Consider the following 16,802-nt stretch of genomic DNA (forward strand, 5'->3'; position numbering starts at 1 on the left):
GCTGTAATGTAATCTTTCAATCGGTTGTAGCCCAACCAAGTTAAAACAGCATAGTTATGTTTGCAACAGGCTCGACCGTTGAAAATTAAAACCTGATTTTTATAATCTTCGCACTCACAATCTAAACCATCTTCAAACAAGTAAACACTGTAAGCTGTATTCTTTTTAGGATTAACTACTCTAAAGTGTTCTTGGTTTACCTGAGCCGTGCAAAGAAAACGCGATCGCTCTATTCTCACGTCTACAAAATGCTGTCTAAATACTTTTTTACTAATAAATGTAGGTCTTTGTCCTTTGACCTGAACAAAACAGATATAAGCCCAAATCTCAAACCTAATAATTACATGAGGCTTAACCTCTAAGATTCTTGCTGCTGCTGCTTTTGAATATACGAAATTTGCTTTGTTAATCATGACTAATTTTCTGAGTTCCTATATCTATTTTATCACTTAAATGTGATAATTATCACTTAAATGTGATACTATTAACTTGGAACTCAAACATAGAATTTAGTCAGATATGAATAATCAACATGACATTACAATCCCCTACAGCGATCTAGATGATGCGGTAGAAAATATCATTGGCGATCGCTATTTGGAATATGACGAAAAGATAGATCGAGACTCAATTAAGAAAGTCTTGAAACGACATTTAGAGGATGAAATTGAAGAAATTTTGTCCGACCCGACCGAGTATTTCAAACGCAATAGAAAATTCTGGAAAGACTTAGATAGCAACGTCTATTTAGATGATGTGGCGTAACTCATTCTTAATCAAAACAACAACAACAAAGCCCCTTGTTTATGGCGAGGGGAAAAAGAAATTAGGTAAAAGCGATCGCATCATGAATAATAAGAAATACAATGGCTGGAATAATTACGAAACTTGGGCTGTAGCTTTGTGGATTGATAATGACTACAACTCTTATCAATATCGTTGTGAATTAGTAGAACGGGTAAAAGAAGAATATGAGGACGAAGATGAAAGAGAAAATTGTTTAACTTCAAGTTTAAAAGGTTGGATTGAAGAACAAAATCCTATTGCTGATACTTCCAGCTTATTTACTGATTTATTAAATTCAGCTTTATCTAAAGTGGACTGGCAAGAAATAGCAGAAAATTTCTTAACTGAATAAATACTTAATAAACAATTAAATTCAACAACAGACTATTACTTAGTTTGTTGTTTTTTGCTTTTCAATCTATCAATAATTACCCGTTCGATCCATTCACTTTCACTCAGATCCGAATCGGCGATCTCTTTAGCTAGTTTATCGTCCCATTCTTGAGTCAGACTAAAAAATCTAGCTTTTGCCTTACCAGTATCAACAAATAGACCATCTTTTCTTTTTCTATTGCCAGCTTTGCGAGTGGGTTTGGTAATCGCTTCTTCTACATCCCAACCTGCTTTAATCCGCTTATAAACGGTCACTCTGGGAATTCCATTTTCCTCGGCGATCGCCTGTTGTTTTTCTGTAAGTAACTTGCTGGTTCTTGGCATTTTTATGTCACTTAAATATGATAATTATCACTTAAATATGATAAAATAAAGATGGTTTTACACCACCCCTCTAGTAAATCAGATGGAACTCAGAATTTAGTCAGAGGGGCGATCATCTCATATTGGAGACATTCTTAATGTATCACTCAAATTTGATAAAATCACCTCTTACGGTGTCACCTCATGGAAGTTTTGAAGTAAATCAACTCTGTGAAAGCGTGGCTATTTGTGAAGCAGTTAAAGGCGATCGCCATAATTGGGGCAATGCTACGGAGACAGAACCAGCCTTTGTAGTTTATCTAGGCTGTAGAAAAGACGAAGTAGCCAGTCACGTTAATACTTTCAAGACTTTCTATCGCTCTGGGATGTGCGAAGTTCGCGAACCAAAATATCTCAAAGACTTTGAAGTAGAAATTAAAGTGCGCGGAATGCAAAGACAATCAGACAGTCATGCTTTTGGGCTGGATTATTTAGTCGAGTCTCAACAGTGGCAAGATTTCGGCTGCGATTCTGACGAATACGACTATTACACCACAGGACACCAGCAGCACTGGTAAATCACAACTTCCCCCGCTTTTGGGGGACAAAACTACTCTACATCAATCAAAAAAAATCAAAGCAATGACTAGAACTAAAAAATCAAACAATTTCAGTGTCTTTGGCACTCGTCCAGAAAATACTATTTTTCTCCCCGATGTTCCCTATTCTGTCAGACTCAACTGTAAAGATGGCGGTTTGTTTGTCGGTGGTAACGAAGCCCAACATCGCAAATCTAACCCAGACGAAAAAATAGATATCAGTATCGTCAAAGTTTCTAAGTTTTTTGGAACTTTAGGCAAAACTGAGAATGTTCTCTGGATTCAGTTGTTTTTTGTCGCTGCTCCTGGCGTTGATTCTCAAATACTGCCGAAAAATACCGTTTGCTGTAGCTATATCAAGAAACAATCCATCGCCCATCTGTTTAATAAAGTTCAAGAAGTGATGGAACACGGCGATCCTGGTATGGGAATTTTTACCCTCGGCTTTAATCGAGAAGCAGGAGAAAACGGAGTTTACTATACTATCGACTTTGACTGGCGAGAACGCGAAACCGAACAGGAAAAACAACAGCTAGAACTGATTGCTACGTTTATGTCCGCATACAGTGGACAGTTAATCGACCTTGAAGGAACGCGAGATATGACCTGTGTTGATGGCTGGACGGCTCAACAGCTACAAGGAATCACCACACAACGTCAAGAATTACCTGAAAGCTCGACTCGTAGCTTACTCGGCACGCTTAATCATTAAATTTATAGCGGTCGTCATAGATGGCGATCGCTTTACTATGGAGAATTTAAAACTATGACTACAACTAGACTTTGGGAACTGTCCGAAGAAATTCGAGAATTAGAGAATGCCATCAGTGCGATCGCAGATGATGAAACTCTCGATGATGAAGAAAAAGAAACCAAGCTACAAGAAACCTTTGCTCAATGGCTAGAAACTGGAGAATCTTTCAATGCCAAAGCCGAACAGGTAGCAAGGTACATCAGACACCAGGAAGCCCTTGCAGAAGCTAGAAAAACCGAAGCTAGACGAATTAGAGAATTAGCTAGTCAAGCAGAAAATCAAGCAGCTAGATTGAGAAAATACTTGACCTCTCAGATGATTTTATCTAACGTTAATCGCATTGATGGAGTATCGACTAAAATCAGTCTGAGAAAGAAACAGCCTCAAGTGTTGTTAAACGTTCCTCCTGAAGAATTACCCGCCGAGTATGTCAAAGTCACTCATAAGCCAGATTTGACTAAAATTAGAGCAGCGTTAAAGACCGATGCTCAAGGTGCAATTGATTGGGCATCTTTGTCTGAAAGTCACGAACATTCTGTAACTATTAGATAATTGTTGGAGCGGGCGATCGCTCATATTGCTCAAATAAACGGAATTATGGGAACTTCAGATTCAATTCCACGTTTCCTGAAAAACGAGGAATTCTACAAAATGTGAATAGAAAGTTAGTTCACCTATTTTTAAAACAATTTCCTCAGACATTAGCTCGTTGATAGTTAGTAATCTTATCTATACCAGCATCCAAATTCTCTAGGTGCTGTTCTAATCGCAGAGCATCTAAATTGCCTAGTTCAGCTTTTTTCTCTGACAAGTGAAGCTTAAAATTTTCTAAAAAGCCTAATTCTTTCCCTAAGTCTGAGTATATGTTGATGATATCGTAACGTTCGCACAATCCAGAAAAACAGCGACGACGATCGTCGAATTGCAAACCCCAAAATTTATTGGCAAAATTGTTTACATCCATATAAGCAAATACTGGACGCTGATGCACCCAATCTGCTAGAGGATCAAACTGAGTAGAATATTTATTCGTACAGATGAGGTTTTTAAATTTCCAGATATCTTCTGACATTAAATCGAGTAGATAATCACATAACTTCGATGAGTAGATATCAAGCGAAATCCTGTGGATTTTGATGCAGTGGAAGTAGAAATCGTCAAACTGCTTGATATCTTCAGCTCGAAAACCAAGACCATATGCCCCTCTCAATCCATCTGGAAAAGTAATTTTTAGCAGTTCGCAAAACGAATCTAGATCCCTGTCGCCATAGGCGAAAACTGATTTAGCCTGAGTCACTGCATCAGACAAAACTTCGTCTACACTTTGCTGTTGGTAAAGCCCCCGCGACGATAGCTCCATCAATATTCCCGTAACGTGAATAAATTCATATAGCTCTGTGTAATCATGGTTCGAGTAGTTTAAACTGACTTCTGCCAAAAGATGCTCAAACTCTGACTGTGTTAGTTGCCAAAAGTGATAAAGCCGAACCCAACTAGGAGCATTTTTTTCTAGAAGATATCGACTATTGGCTATAGATTCATTCAGTCCCAAGCAATCGATTTTGCCTCGATCCATAAATTCTTGCCACCAGCCCAAATCGGGAATAGCTTCGCCCATAATCGGATCGAGAAAGTCGTAATTTTTTAAGATCTCTTGGAGCTTGGTAAGAGTTTTAATCTCTTCATCACTATATTTTGAGTCGAAATCTGGTTGATAGATAGAACCCATGACACTATCTTTAGTTCTCCACTTCATAGGATGTTCGGGGTTAAATCTTAAGAATTCGGGTATTCTGGCTATATTAGCTGGGCTTAAAAAGCCTTTCTTTACTTCAATCGAGAGCGCAATCAAAAATTTAAGGACAGTTGTTAGTACATCGTTGTTTTTCTGGTATTTTGGGTCTATCTCTTGATGAATTCGCTCGAAATCAGAAATAATAATTGCCAGACTTCTCAAATTCTTATATTCGGTCTTGAGATACACCTCCTCAACTAAATCCGAACTATTAGTCAAAAATAACTTAGCTTCAGCGTCTTGAAGCTCATTTATAAAACTTGCTAGAGCTGCTCTCAAATCTAGGTGAATTTCGTAAGTTTTGCCGACAACCTTTTCCTTAATCATCCAATATGAATCCGATTTATCAAACTTACTCTCATCGGAAATAATTATTACCTTTAAGCCCTGCTGTTCTACAAAATTATTGATGTAGCCCATGATGCTTTCAATCGGTATCTGACATCTTTCTAAATCGTCAAATATCAAAATACTCTTGTTGACCTGATTAAATAGCTTTTGCCAACCTTCGGGAATATTGAAGTTAAGACTAATATCATCTTTAGAATCATTATCAAGATCTATTTTAAGAAAGCCTTTTACTGCTCCTTGGACGAACTTTCCAGCCAGCTTCATTCCTGGTGATCCTAATGTTGGATGAAGCTGATAAAAGAGTTCTTCCTGTATCTGCTGTGGTTTACTAATTCCGTTGAGACTAATCTTAAGCACTTTTTGTTTATTTGCTTCCAACTTGCGCTTTAATTGTTCTGCAAACCAAGATTTGCCACAGCCCCACTTGCCCTTCAAAAGAACGGCATAGCCAGGGGATTTTTCTAGCTTGCAGTAGAAATTCAAAAAGCTTTCAACATAAGCATTAACGTTTTCAGCAGTTTGTAGGGATGTCATATTAATTGTCCAAAAGAAAACGACTATCATAATCTTTGACTACCAAATTAAGTACTATTACGTTTGGTGATGATATTAAACTTTTACACTCACAAGCTTGGAAACTTGCCGAGATATGCCCGAAATAGTGCAAGATAGCTGCTAAAGGTATATACCTTTGGTATTTCAGGAATTAAGATTTTTTTAGTGATCGCCAATAACGAAATAATAGGCTTTTCAGGCTTCAGTGTTTTAAAAAATAGGGCACCATTCATAACAGGGTAATCGAAGCGACCGAAAAAGCTCGAAAAATCAATCAAACTCAAGATTTATCATCTATCGGAGTGGCCTTACTAGATGAACTGTTTCAGGGTAATCAACCAGTCTTGACAGGAGTGGATGCTGATTCGACCTACTGTTTTCTGTTAGAAGCCGTGGCGCATCGAGACGAAGATACCTGGGGCTATTATTTGCTCGAAGCCGAAGAGCAGGGATTAAATCCAGAATACACCATTGCTGATGCAGGGAGTGGAATCAGAGCGGGACAAAAAGCTGCTTGGGGTGAAAAGCCTTGTCACGGAGATATTTGGCATCTTCTCAACCAAGGCGAAACATTATGCCATAGTGTAGCTAAAAAAGCTCAGGGAGCAACCACTAAAAGAAAAAAGCTAGAGCATTCGATGGAATTAGCCAAGTTAAAGGGTAAAGGAAATAAATTATCAGCTAAACTGAACTTAGCTCGTAAAAATGAAGTCATAATCCAAAAATTAGCCAGCGACATCAAAATACTGCTCTTTTGGCTTAGGAATGATATTTTATCCTTAGCAGGGGCAGAATGCTCAGAAAGAATGGAACTGATGAATTTCATTATTGAAGAACTCCAATTCAGAGAAGACCAAGCTCACAAAGGAATTAAAGCTTTAAGAGTTGCTTTATCGAATCAAAAAGAGAGTTTATTAGCTTTTGCTAGAATATTAGACCAAAAACTAGCAGATATTGCCCAAAAGTTTCAGATTGCTCCTTCTCTAGTTCGAGAAGTTTGTTTGCTAATGAAGAAGTCTCTTTCAACTAATGTCTATTGGCAGAAATGGAATCATCTCTATCATCAACTTTCAAAAAAATTTCTTCCAGTAAAAGAAGCAGTGGAAAAGGCAATGAAAAGTACTCCCAGAGCTAGTTCTTTGGTTGAAAACCTCAATTCTCGCTTGAGAAACTATTTTTTCTTGAGAAAACACCTCAATTCTGATTATCTTGACCTGCTCAGGTTTTTCCTGAATCATCGTACCTTTCTCGAAAGCCGAGTGACTGAAAGAGTTGGCAAAAGCCCTACAGAGTTAATGACAGGAATTAAACACCCTCATTGGTTAGAAATGCTGGGATTCGAGAGATTTCAAAGGGCTTGAATAACCTGAAGAAATTATAATACTATTGTTCTACTAGCCTAGTCATAACCAGGCTTAATTTGTGTTGCGTTTGTTACCCAAAATACCCCTTTTTTGAACTACGCCAAAAACAATGGAAGAAATACAAATTCTTAGAGTCAACACCACAGTCGATGAAAATGATGGTAGTGCAGATGTGGGAACGGGTTTATCTTTGCGTGATGCGGTAATTATCGCCAATAGTACCTCAGGAGATGAAATTATTGAACTTGAAGGGGGAACAGTTTATCAATTAACTATCGAGGGAGAAGAGGGTGCAAGTGGAAATGAAGCAGCTTCGGTAGGAGATTTAGATGTTATTGATAATATTGGTAGTCTTACTATCCGTAGCTTAGAAGATAATGCAACCATTGATGCCAATGGCATCGATCGAGTATTTCAGGTGGGAGGAGAAGGGCTAACTCTAGAAAATATTACCGTTACTGGCGGTATAGCTAGTTCCCCAGGAGAAATCGCGACTTCAGGTGAAAGTAATGGCGGCGGTATCTTAGTGGATATAGCATCTAGCCTTACCCTAACTAATTCTACAGTGACTGATAATCAAGCGAGTGGAGATGGGGGAGGGATTAGTGCTAGCGGAGAAATAGTACTAGAAAACTCTACTATTACTAACAATAATGCCGATGGTGATGGTGGAGGTATTAGTAATATTTTAAACATTACTACCATTACAGATTCCAATATCAATAACAATCAGGCTAACGGAAATGGTGGTGGCATTAATGCTGGTTTTTTGGAATTGAGAGAAAGTATTGTTAGTGGCAATACGGCTAATGGTAATGGTGGTGGAATACATCGCCCAGAAGGTACTAGCTACGATCTCACCGTTGCAGGAGTTTATGACTCTACTATCGAAAACAATAGCGCGGGAGGTTCGGGCGGTGGTTTAAGCGAGGTTGGATTTATTGAAAATACTACCGTTCGTAATAATTCATCTAGTATCGGTGGCGGACTTTTTATTACGGAAGCAGGAATTATTCTTGGAAGTACTTTTAATAATAATGAGTCAACTAATATTGGTGGGGGAATTGTAGTTGGAGGAGATAATTCTGAAGACGTAAAAGTTGCGATCGCCAATACTACTATCAGCGGCAATAGTACTGCTGGAAGCGGTGGTGGTATCGTAGTTTTTGGTTCTTTTTTCCAAGACTCCCCCGACAATAGTAACGAAAATGGTTACAGTTCGGAAAGAATTACGCGATCGGGCGAAGTAATTGCTACTAACGTTACCATTACCAATAATCTTGCCGACAGCGATAATGACGGAATTGGTGATGGAGGTGGTGTTTTAACCAATTCCTTCACTGAAGGTACTGAAAATCCTACCGTAGGAGATAGAGATAGATTTGATGTAGGGAAAATAAGCTTTTCTAATTCCATTGTGGCGGGAAATTTTGACACTCCTGATAATAGTGGTACGGGCGAAATTAATCCCGATCTTTCTGGCGCGGCTAGGGGTAATGCCAATAATTTAATCGGCAATACTGAGGGAATAATTATCAATGCCGATTTGGTAGCAACTGAAACAGAAAGCTTAGGACAAGGAAGCGATCTGGTGAATCCCGATCCTGGACTAGGAGAATTGCAGGATAATGGTGGGCTTACCCAGACTCACAGTTTACTATCAGATAGTATAGCGATCGACGCTGGCAACAATGAAGGTATTCTCCAGGAACGTTTTGTCGATCTTGATGATGAAGGAACACCAACTAGCCTGGATTTTAATGGTGATGGCATTATCGAAGGTGGAATTCCCTACGATCAAAGGGGAGGAGAATTCGATCGCATCGTTAACGGCACTGTTGATATTGGTGCTTTTGAATTAAATTCTAATTTTGATGATATTAATAGTCCTGTTTCCAATAACGTGTATCGCTTTTTTAATCGAGATACAGGAGTTCACTTTTATACTGCTAATGAAACAGAAAAAGATGCAGTTCTAGAATTACCCAACTACAATTTTGAAGGAAGTTCCTATAAAAGCATAGATCCTCTAACTGGAAATCCAGAACCGATGCCAGTCTATCGCTTTCTCAATCAGGATACGGGAGTTCATCTTTACACTATTTCCGAAGTTGAAAGAGATGCGACAGAAGAATTAAATAATTTCAGTTTTGAGGGAGAAGCCTTTTTTGCTTATGAATCAGAAGTAGAAGGTTCAATTCCCATCTATCGTTTTTTTAACAGTTTAACTGGAGCGCATTTTTATACTCCTTCTACTGGTGAAAGAGATAACGTAGAAGCTAATTTACCTGATTTTCAATCGGAAGGAATAGCCTACTATGCTCTTCCTTTTTCAGAGTAACCATGAATTTACTTTAATATCTAATAAACTCTAAGTTATAGGAATTTAGGTTGTTTGGTTTGTTATGATTCTTCAGAATCTGCCTCAATTCTGGTAAAAAAAAGAGATTTAATAAGTTTGAGATTATACGAGCGATCGACAACTTTTTCAGTTTGAATTTTAGCGATCCAGAAAAATTTCCTCTGTTTTGGCTTAAACGATTGAAGCAAACGCCCAATTATGTTTTTACTTTTTGGTTGTGGGTAAGGACAATAAATTAAAACTTTGCGCTGTCTAATATTGGTAATTTCTTCGTAAATAACGTGCATGGGTTTAATTTTTTATTCACCAATTTTGAGCAATTATTTTAAGATGTCAAGAAACTACGTTATTTTTTGATCTTGAGAAACCAAGGAATTTTAAAAAAACTGGGTGTAAACAGAAAGATTGACTCTGTTTATAACCTCATCAAATAATTGTAAAGATTCGGTGGAAATACCACTAGCTCGCTGATTTAAGTATTGTCGATACAAGACAATTACAATCTTGTGAGCTTTAATAGTAGTAATCAATACTACTACAACGATGAAGTTTACTCCAGCAACACCCTACAGCAACAATCGGGCAGAAAATGAGATTTGGCAGTGTTTAAAAATAGCTTTAGAACAAGAACCAGGTAAAGCTTATCTAGGTTACCAGCCAAGACACGATAATGGTTCGCTTAAAAAAGAGTCAGATGTCTTGTTAATGCACGATGAATGGGGAATATGTGTTATTGAAGTAAAAGGGTGTAGTCTCGAACAAATCGCAGAAATTGATGGTGACGTATGGCAAATGCGCCAACCTTGGTATTCTCCTACTATGCAACCTCTTCAACAGGCAAAATCAGCTATGTATGCTATTGTCGGAGAAATTAAAGAATATGCCAAAAGAGAGTTAAATCGACCTTATTTAAACCTGACATCAAATCATCTATTGGCTTTACCGTTCATTTCCGAGACAGAATGGTCAACAAAATTTAGTAATCTACCCGCACTTCGAGGAGCAATACTGCTCAAAGAAGATTTAACTCCCGAACGAATCAGACACAAGCTTTTTGATTCATTACACTCCAAGCGTAAGGATAAAAAACATCTCCCCAGCCGAAGTGTTCAAGAAAAATTATGGGAGTTTTGCAAGAGAGATAGTGTTAGAGAAAACGTAGCCAAGGCAAGTACCGAACAAGATAGTATTGCTACTCTAATGCGAGAGATTCAGTACAAGTCTATGGTATTAGATAAGCTTCAAGAGAAAATTGCTACGGAAGTTCCCCCAGGAGCGCAGCGATTGCGAGGACTAGCTGGGACGGGAAAAACCCTGCTACTAGCAAAACGAGTAGCAAAGATGCACTACGAACATCCAGATTGGGATCTAGTGTTTACTTTTTTCACTAAGTCTCTCTATCAACAGACACTAGAATTAATCAATTTTGCTTATCAAGATCTGCTCGAAGAATCCGATCGAGAAACAGAAAGCCCTAATTGGAACAAATTAAAAGTGATTCATTCTTGGGGAGGAGAAAAAGTAGGTGAAGGGTTCTATTTTAACCTGGCTAAAGCTTGCGGAGTTAAACCAGCTTCTTCAGGAGATTTTGAATCTGTCTGTAATAAATTGGAGATACAAGTTAAGAATATTCCTCAACTTTATGATGCGGTGATTATTGACGAGGGACAGGATTTACCTCCTTCCTTTTACCGTCTGGCTTATTCTTCATTAAGAGAACCAAAACGCTTGTACTGGGCTTATGATGAGGCTCAAGGGGTTGGTTCGCTGGTAATACCAAAACCAGAAACTATTTTTGGTAGGGACGAAAAAACTGGTTCTCTATTAGTCAATTTACAAGGTAACTACAGTAAAGAAGAAGGTGGGGCTAGAAAATCTCATGTGATGAGTAAATGCTATCGTACTCCTAGTTTACTTCTAATGACTGCTCATGCCGTAAATATGGGTTTATTTCGTCAAGAAGGAGTTTTGCAAGGAGTTACGACTAAAAATGACTGGCAAAAATTGGGCTATGAAGTAACATCAGGAGATTTTAGTCAAACCAGTGTCAAAGAACAAAAGCTGGTAACTATTATTCGATCGCCAGATAATATTTGTCATGAATTCGATCGCCTTGATTTTCAGTTACAGCACATTGCAGACCCCATACTGGATTTGAAAACATTTGAGTGCGATCGCACAGAACAGGAATGGATTGCTCAAGAGATTGCTAAAGATATCAATATTAGGGGATTTGCTCCTGAAGATTTACTCATCACTGGAGTATTTGGCGAGGAAGATTTCTATTTTCTTCAAAATATTAAACAACTTCTAATTAATAAAGGGATTCAAGCTCATCATGTTACTCCTTATGGAGAGAAGGGTTTTCGCAAACCAGGTCACGTAACGCTAGCTCATATTTACTATGCCAAAGGTAATGAGTCATGGAAGGTATATGCTACAAGATTTGACTATGCAGATCGCCCTCATAGAGAAGGGAGAACGTTGCTGCACAAACGCAACGAAGCATTTACAGCTATAAGTCGTTCTAAAGCTTGGTGTGTAGTGACAGGTAAAGAAAGCCCAGTTTTTGAGGAATTAAGGACTTGTAAACAACAGTATCCTGAGTTTTCCTTCAAAGCTTTTAACAATAAAACTATATCTTTACAAAGGGTCACTGATGATGATGGCGAATTAGCTACAGAGGGAATCAAATTGCCTACTAATCAAAAAAAATTGAAAGTTATCAAGAAAAAAAATTTAATGAGTATCAAGACAAGTAGGTCGAGAAAAAACAATATTAGACCAAAAATCAAGGACAAAATAATTATTCAAAATAACAAATCTGTAATTATTTCAGATTAATTCTATCTTAAAAATATCGTTATTTAATAATATTATTGGATTTAAGTAATATCATGAATAAAAATAAAAATAAAAGCTATAAGCTAATATCTGTATTGAAAAAAGTTTTAAAAACTATCGGTTCTGTTATTTTATATATTATTGGGATAATATTTTCTCTTTTGATGACCTATGTTATATTTTATCTTTGTTTTTGGAAAGGTGGTATTTGGCTAATTGTTAAATTAAGCTCGTTTAACTATAAAGATCCTATTCCTGGACGAACAGTTGGTTTAATAATATCTACATTTGGTGTAGTGCTTGCAATTGTTATCAGGCGTTGGTTTTCTGCTTTAGACTTAGCGAGAAGTATCGATTTAGTTGAAGCTCATAGAAATGCGATTGTAGAGAATCCAAATTGCATTATGCCAAACGCTATATTCCCTAGCGATCTAAAAGAACTTTGTCGCTTTTTGTCTTCAGAAGCTACTTTACAAATAATATCGATAGCAAAAGTTTGCGAAATCATCTACGAACTTGCTGCTGAGGAGGGAACAGATGTAGATAAAAAAATATCAAAATTAATTGAAGACTATCTTCAAAATAAATCTTTGAAAAAAACATCTAAATTTCTCCGTAGTCCGATGACACCTTTGTTAATTTTTACTTTTAAAGATTCTAAACTATCAGAGGAAGATCTTTTTGCTAATCAACTAAGAATTTAAGCAATATTTTGGGTTGTGGCAAATATCTAGAAAAAGCTGAGTTTTAGGAATTTATTAATTTAGTAGATAGGAAAATTTGTATCAGTCTACTATAAACAAACGAATATTCGATTTGAAGTATCGATCGATATATACTTATTCAGCAAAGGAATTCTATGGTGTCGCATGACTCAAACTACACTTTGCCACCTTCTAGTTGGACTACCTAGCAGTGGTAAATCAACTTTTACCAAACAGTTACACCAACAAATTCCCGATTCGGTTGTTGTCTCTGCTAGTGCGATTGAGGCAGAATTGTCCGAGCGTGAAAAAACAAAGGTAAAGTGGAACGATATTGAAAATGAGGTAATTGATCGAGTTAGATTGGGGGCGAAATACAAACAGGTCGTTATTTATGATGCAAATAATGTTCGGTTGGATCGAAGAAAATCTTTTCTGGATAAAACCAGCGATCTTGATTTTGAGTGGGTATGTTGGTGGATAAAAACTCCAGTTAACGTTTGCAAATACTGGAATAAAAGAAGACCGATTCAAATACCAAAAGCGACAATCGATGAATCGTATGACGATCTCGAACAGTCTCCACCAACAGTAGAAGAAGGATTTGTAGCGGTAAGAGAAGTCAATCCTTAATCCAGCTTTGAATAGAAATATTTCGTATCAATCTCAATCTTTCGGCAATTCTACGATTAAAGAAAAGTGCGATCGCACAATTTAGGGTTGTAAGTAGTTGTTTTTGGACGTAATTAGCTTTGTCAAGATTCTTGATTCTTGATTCTTGAAAGTTAAATGCGATCGTGATTGTTCGGGCGAGGAAGAGAGAGCAGCATATACCAAATCCATCGGGGTATTTCGTATCAGCACTCAAAGGCGATTGGGGAGCGAAGAATCTAGTGTCTGAGGATTTAAGCGATCTCGATCGCGCGATCGATGAAGGTGCAATATTCCGTCATTGGTACGATTTAGCTCGCGAGCTTGGGTATTGCTCTGGACAGGAGGTTAGAGAGGGAGAACAGTGGGTCATTTTATCTGGGAGTTGGGAAAAGTGAGAATCTGTAGTGAATCGGGGTTATTCGTTGGAATATTTGAAGAAAATAATCAAGCGAAACCAGAGAGGATAAAAGAGGCTAAGAACTGGTTGCGGGTTTTAATTCCAGTTGAGAGGAAATATTTAACATCAAGAGCAAATTGAGAACATAATGATGTCAAAAGCTTGTTTTGGATCTTGTTCTTGGCAAATTATCTCTATATTGCCGTTTTCAAGACAGGATAAATCCAGGTCTTCTTACTCAGACCTTAAGACTGCAAAGATAGGGAGAGTATTAACTCTGGCAGAAATGCCGAAGATTAATCATGGTGTAAGCCAGACTTTTCAAAGCATAATGTAACTCACTAATCCGTTCAAAGCGGAGCAGTAAACGTTTAAATTTATCCTCCCAAGCAAATACCCGCTCGATGGTACGGAATCTTTCAAGAAAGATAGCATTCTCGAAAAGTCTTTTTCTACCTGGTTTGGGAGTGGTTCTCCCTCTGGGATTTTCATTAATATTAGGAATCATGCCCCGATTAAAAATGGCTTTGCGATTAGCTCTGCTATCGTAGACCCCATCTAAACTGACGATGGTTTGATTCAGATCGAGTCCGACAGCTTGAGCGACACGAGTCACTTGTGGCAGTGCTTTCCTTAACAGAGGTGATTCATTACGATTGCCAGGAGCTGTAATAAAGGGAGCGATTATGTTACAGTTACGGTCGCAAAATGCCACTACTTTATCCCCCTTCATGTGCTTGTGACCGTTGAAGCCCAGATTATCACCGCCTTTTTTAGCTGCTGTTGTCGTTCCATCACCATGAATAATACTGGTATCGAGATGTCCTTTCTCATGCAGCAAAGACACTGAAGCGGTAAAAATACTCTCAAAGCACCCATTAAATTCAAAGCGTCGAAATGCTCTATAGATTCTGGAGTAGTGAATCTCTGGTTGCCCATCTTCATCCTTGGCAATAGGCAGTTCCTTCCACTGACATCCCAGGTACAACAGCTTCAAAATGTAGTTGAAAATTGTGTGTAAAGAAAGTTTTGGCTGAGGACCACGACTACCAATATGCAAGTGGGGCAAGACAAATTGTTCAAACTGTTTAATGGTCAAATGGGTGGGAATCCAATTCCAGGATTGGGATTGAGGCATTCTTATATCTTCTATTCCTGCAATTAAAATGACTTGAGCCACTTTAACTTAGGTTTCTGAGAATCCAGATTAATTAAGGCTTTCAGACAAATTCGCCCAGGAGATAAAACCCGCAACCAGTTCAAACTGAAAACACAACATTAATTAGCCTAAATAATATACTTTCCCGAATAAAAGAAGCAAATAGATTTGAAGGACATACTGAGAAAATTCATTCAATAGAATTCAGTCCAGATGGTCAAACCATAATATCTGGTGGTGACACAACAGTTAAAATGTGGAATCGTCAAGGTCAACTACTTCACACTATAGAAAATCAGATGAATCTATTAGGAGAAGCAGACCTTATTGGTAATAATGTTGTATCTCGTGATTCAAATGGGAATGCGAAACTTTTTAATCTTCAAGGTCAATTGATTAAAGAATTTATTGAAGAAGATCCTTTTTTCAAGGAAAATGCAATATTCAGTCCTGACGGAGAGATGATTGTTACTAGCAGAAGCAATACAGTCAAACTTTGGAATATCGAAGGTAAACTACTGCGCACCCTCACTGGGCATACAGATGAAGTTCAAGATGTAGCATTCAGTCCTGACGGAGAGATGATTGCCTCTGCTAGTAACAATACAGTTTACCTTTGGAATACCAAAGGTAAACTGCTCCACACCTTTAAAATTAGTATGAATAGCATTGAAAAACTTAATTTTAGTCCCAATGGAAAAATTATTACTACAGAAAATTCAGACTATAGTAATATTTTCTCTGAAATTATTACTGGAGATAAAAACGACAATCATACAGCCAAGCTTTGGAATCTTAAGGGTGATTTATTACAATCCTTCCAAGCTAATATCACATTCAGTCCTGACGGAGAGATGATTGCTTCTGTCAGTAATGATACAGTCAAGCTTTGGAATATCAAAGGTAAACTACTCAAGACATTTAATGGGCATACTAGCTCCATTGAAAATGTAGCATTCAGTCCTGATGGAGAGATGATTGCTTCTGTCAGTAATGATACAGTCAAGCTTTGGAATATCGAAGGTGATTTAATTAAGACTGAAACTATTCAAAATATTATTCCAAGGCATCTAAATTTTAGTCCTGACGGTAATACACTTATTATTATCAATATCATAAACAATCAAAATCATGTTAATTTGTGGAATCTTAAAGGTGAAAAACTAGCAGTCTTAGAGTTCAGAGATTTCATCAAAACAAGTAAAATTAGTTCCGATGGTCAAATTATTGCTTTTAGTAGCGATACAAAAATAGAAATTTGGGATTTTAAAGAGCAAGTTAGCCAAACTTTTGAAGGTCATAAAAGTATAATTTCTGATTTTGAATTTAGTCCTAATAGTAAACTGATTGCTTCTACAAGTTGGGATGGGACAATCAAACTTTGGAATTTAAAAGAAAAAGCACTGGCTACATTTCATGGCAATATAGCCAGTGGTAACAATGGAGAGGATTTCAATAGATATATAACCTTTAGTACTGACAGTAAAACGGTTGCTTTCATTAATAATAATAATAATAAAAATATTAAAATTTGGGATCAGCAAGGTAAATTACTTCATGCTTTGAACGGTCATACTGATGATATTTATACGCTAGTGTTTAGTCCCGATGGCAAAAAGCTTGTTTCCGCCTCTGAGGATGGGACTGCTAAAGTATGGAATCAGCAAGGTGAATTACTTTATACTTTGAACGGTCACACTGATGATATTTATACGCTAGTGTTTAGCCCCGATGGCAAAAAGCTTGTTTCCGCCTCTGAGGATGGGACTGCTAAAGTATGGA

17 protein-coding genes are annotated in these 16,802 nt (G+C 37.5%); 12 read left to right on the forward strand and 5 right to left on the reverse strand.

All coding sequences use genetic code 11. From position 1 onward, the window contains the following. The coding region (locus I4641_RS15675) for a hypothetical protein (RefSeq protein WP_229641497.1) at positions 1 to 413 on the reverse strand (413 nt) is incomplete at its 3' end. Positions 414 to 519: 106 nt separating this feature from the next. On the opposite strand from I4641_RS15675, the gene I4641_RS15680 reads away from it, so the two are divergent. Beyond that, entirely contained in the window at positions 520 to 765 is a 246-nt protein-coding gene (locus tag I4641_RS15680) for a hypothetical protein (protein ID WP_229641498.1), read from the forward strand. After that, positions 752 to 1,138 carry a DUF7249 family protein gene (locus I4641_RS15685; RefSeq protein ID WP_229641499.1) on the forward strand — a complete coding sequence of 129 codons (387 nt, stop codon included), beginning with the start codon at positions 752 to 754 and terminating at the stop codon, positions 1,136 to 1,138. Before I4641_RS15680 ends, I4641_RS15685 begins: the two co-directional genes overlap by 14 nt. A 35-nt stretch (positions 1,139 to 1,173) precedes the next feature. On the opposite strand, the gene I4641_RS15690 is transcribed toward I4641_RS15685, so the two are convergent. After that, positions 1,174 to 1,503 carry a hypothetical protein gene (locus tag I4641_RS15690; protein WP_229641500.1) on the reverse strand — a complete coding sequence of 110 codons (330 nt, stop codon included), beginning with the start codon at positions 1,501 to 1,503 and terminating at the stop codon, positions 1,174 to 1,176. 137 nt (positions 1,504 to 1,640) lie between these two features. Here I4641_RS15690 and I4641_RS15695 point away from each other — a divergent pair, with 137 nt between their 5' ends. The 3 genes from I4641_RS15695 to I4641_RS15705 all read left to right on the forward strand — a co-directional run bounded on the left by I4641_RS15695 (position 1,641) and on the right by I4641_RS15705 (position 3,387). Continuing rightward, positions 1,641 to 2,060: a hypothetical protein gene (locus tag I4641_RS15695; protein WP_229641501.1), complete on the forward strand. Its 420-nt coding sequence runs from the start codon at positions 1,641 to 1,643 to the stop codon at positions 2,058 to 2,060. 64 nt (positions 2,061 to 2,124) lie between these two features. Further along, positions 2,125 to 2,793, forward strand: coding sequence for a hypothetical protein (locus tag I4641_RS15700; RefSeq protein ID WP_229641502.1), 669 nt, complete (start codon positions 2,125 to 2,127; stop codon positions 2,791 to 2,793). 54 nt (positions 2,794 to 2,847) lie between these two features. Continuing rightward, a complete protein-coding gene (locus tag I4641_RS15705; RefSeq protein WP_229641503.1) occupies positions 2,848 to 3,387 on the forward strand; it encodes a siphovirus Gp157 family protein in 540 nt (179 codons plus the stop codon). A gap of 142 nt (positions 3,388 to 3,529) precedes the next feature. Here I4641_RS15705 and I4641_RS15710 read toward each other — a convergent pair whose 3' ends face one another. Further along, complete coding sequence (locus I4641_RS15710) at positions 3,530 to 5,515, reverse strand: P-loop NTPase fold protein (protein ID WP_229641504.1); 1,986 nt, start codon at positions 5,513 to 5,515, stop codon at positions 3,530 to 3,532. 323 nt (positions 5,516 to 5,838) lie between these two features. On the opposite strand from I4641_RS15710, the gene I4641_RS15715 reads away from it, so the two are divergent. Both I4641_RS15715 and I4641_RS15720 read left to right on the forward strand, forming a co-directional pair. Next, positions 5,839 to 6,897, forward strand: coding sequence for a hypothetical protein (locus I4641_RS15715; RefSeq protein WP_229641506.1), 1,059 nt, complete (start codon positions 5,839 to 5,841; stop codon positions 6,895 to 6,897). A gap of 112 nt (positions 6,898 to 7,009) precedes the next feature. Further along, positions 7,010 to 9,241: a choice-of-anchor Q domain-containing protein gene (locus I4641_RS15720; RefSeq protein WP_229641507.1), complete on the forward strand. Its 2,232-nt coding sequence runs from the start codon at positions 7,010 to 7,012 to the stop codon at positions 9,239 to 9,241. A gap of 62 nt (positions 9,242 to 9,303) precedes the next feature. On the opposite strand, the gene I4641_RS15725 is transcribed toward I4641_RS15720, so the two are convergent. Beyond that, entirely contained in the window at positions 9,304 to 9,549 is a 246-nt protein-coding gene (locus I4641_RS15725) for a hypothetical protein (RefSeq protein ID WP_229641508.1), read from the reverse strand. Between the two features lie 256 nt (positions 9,550 to 9,805). On the opposite strand from I4641_RS15725, the gene I4641_RS15730 reads away from it, so the two are divergent. The 4 genes from I4641_RS15730 (at position 9,806) to I4641_RS15745 (ending at position 13,859) form a co-directional block, all read left to right on the forward strand. Then, a complete protein-coding gene (locus tag I4641_RS15730; RefSeq protein ID WP_229641509.1) occupies positions 9,806 to 12,106 on the forward strand; it encodes a DEAD/DEAH box helicase in 2,301 nt (766 codons plus the stop codon). Between the two features lie 53 nt (positions 12,107 to 12,159). Beyond that, positions 12,160 to 12,810 carry a hypothetical protein gene (locus I4641_RS15735; RefSeq protein ID WP_229641510.1) on the forward strand — a complete coding sequence of 217 codons (651 nt, stop codon included), beginning with the start codon at positions 12,160 to 12,162 and terminating at the stop codon, positions 12,808 to 12,810. Positions 12,811 to 12,975: 165 nt separating this feature from the next. Further along, positions 12,976 to 13,443, forward strand: a complete 468-nt coding sequence (locus tag I4641_RS15740; protein ID WP_229641512.1) for an AAA family ATPase — start codon at positions 12,976 to 12,978, stop codon at positions 13,441 to 13,443. A 260-nt stretch (positions 13,444 to 13,703) separates the two neighbouring features. Next, positions 13,704 to 13,859, forward strand: coding sequence for a hypothetical protein (locus tag I4641_RS15745; protein WP_229641513.1), 156 nt, complete (start codon positions 13,704 to 13,706; stop codon positions 13,857 to 13,859). A gap of 273 nt (positions 13,860 to 14,132) precedes the next feature. On the opposite strand, the gene I4641_RS15750 is transcribed toward I4641_RS15745, so the two are convergent. Further along, positions 14,133 to 15,041, reverse strand: a complete 909-nt coding sequence (locus I4641_RS15750; protein WP_229641514.1) for a transposase — start codon at positions 15,039 to 15,041, stop codon at positions 14,133 to 14,135. 233 nt (positions 15,042 to 15,274) lie between these two features. Here I4641_RS15750 and I4641_RS15755 point away from each other — a divergent pair. Beyond that, on the forward strand, positions 15,275 to 16,802 hold a 1,528-nt coding region (locus I4641_RS15755; protein ID WP_369426817.1), incomplete at its 3' end, for a WD40 repeat domain-containing protein.

This window comes from Waterburya agarophytonicola KI4, from assembly GCF_020640915.1.
Taxonomy (GTDB): Bacteria; Cyanobacteriota; Cyanobacteriia; order Cyanobacteriales; family Xenococcaceae; genus Waterburya; species Waterburya agarophytonicola.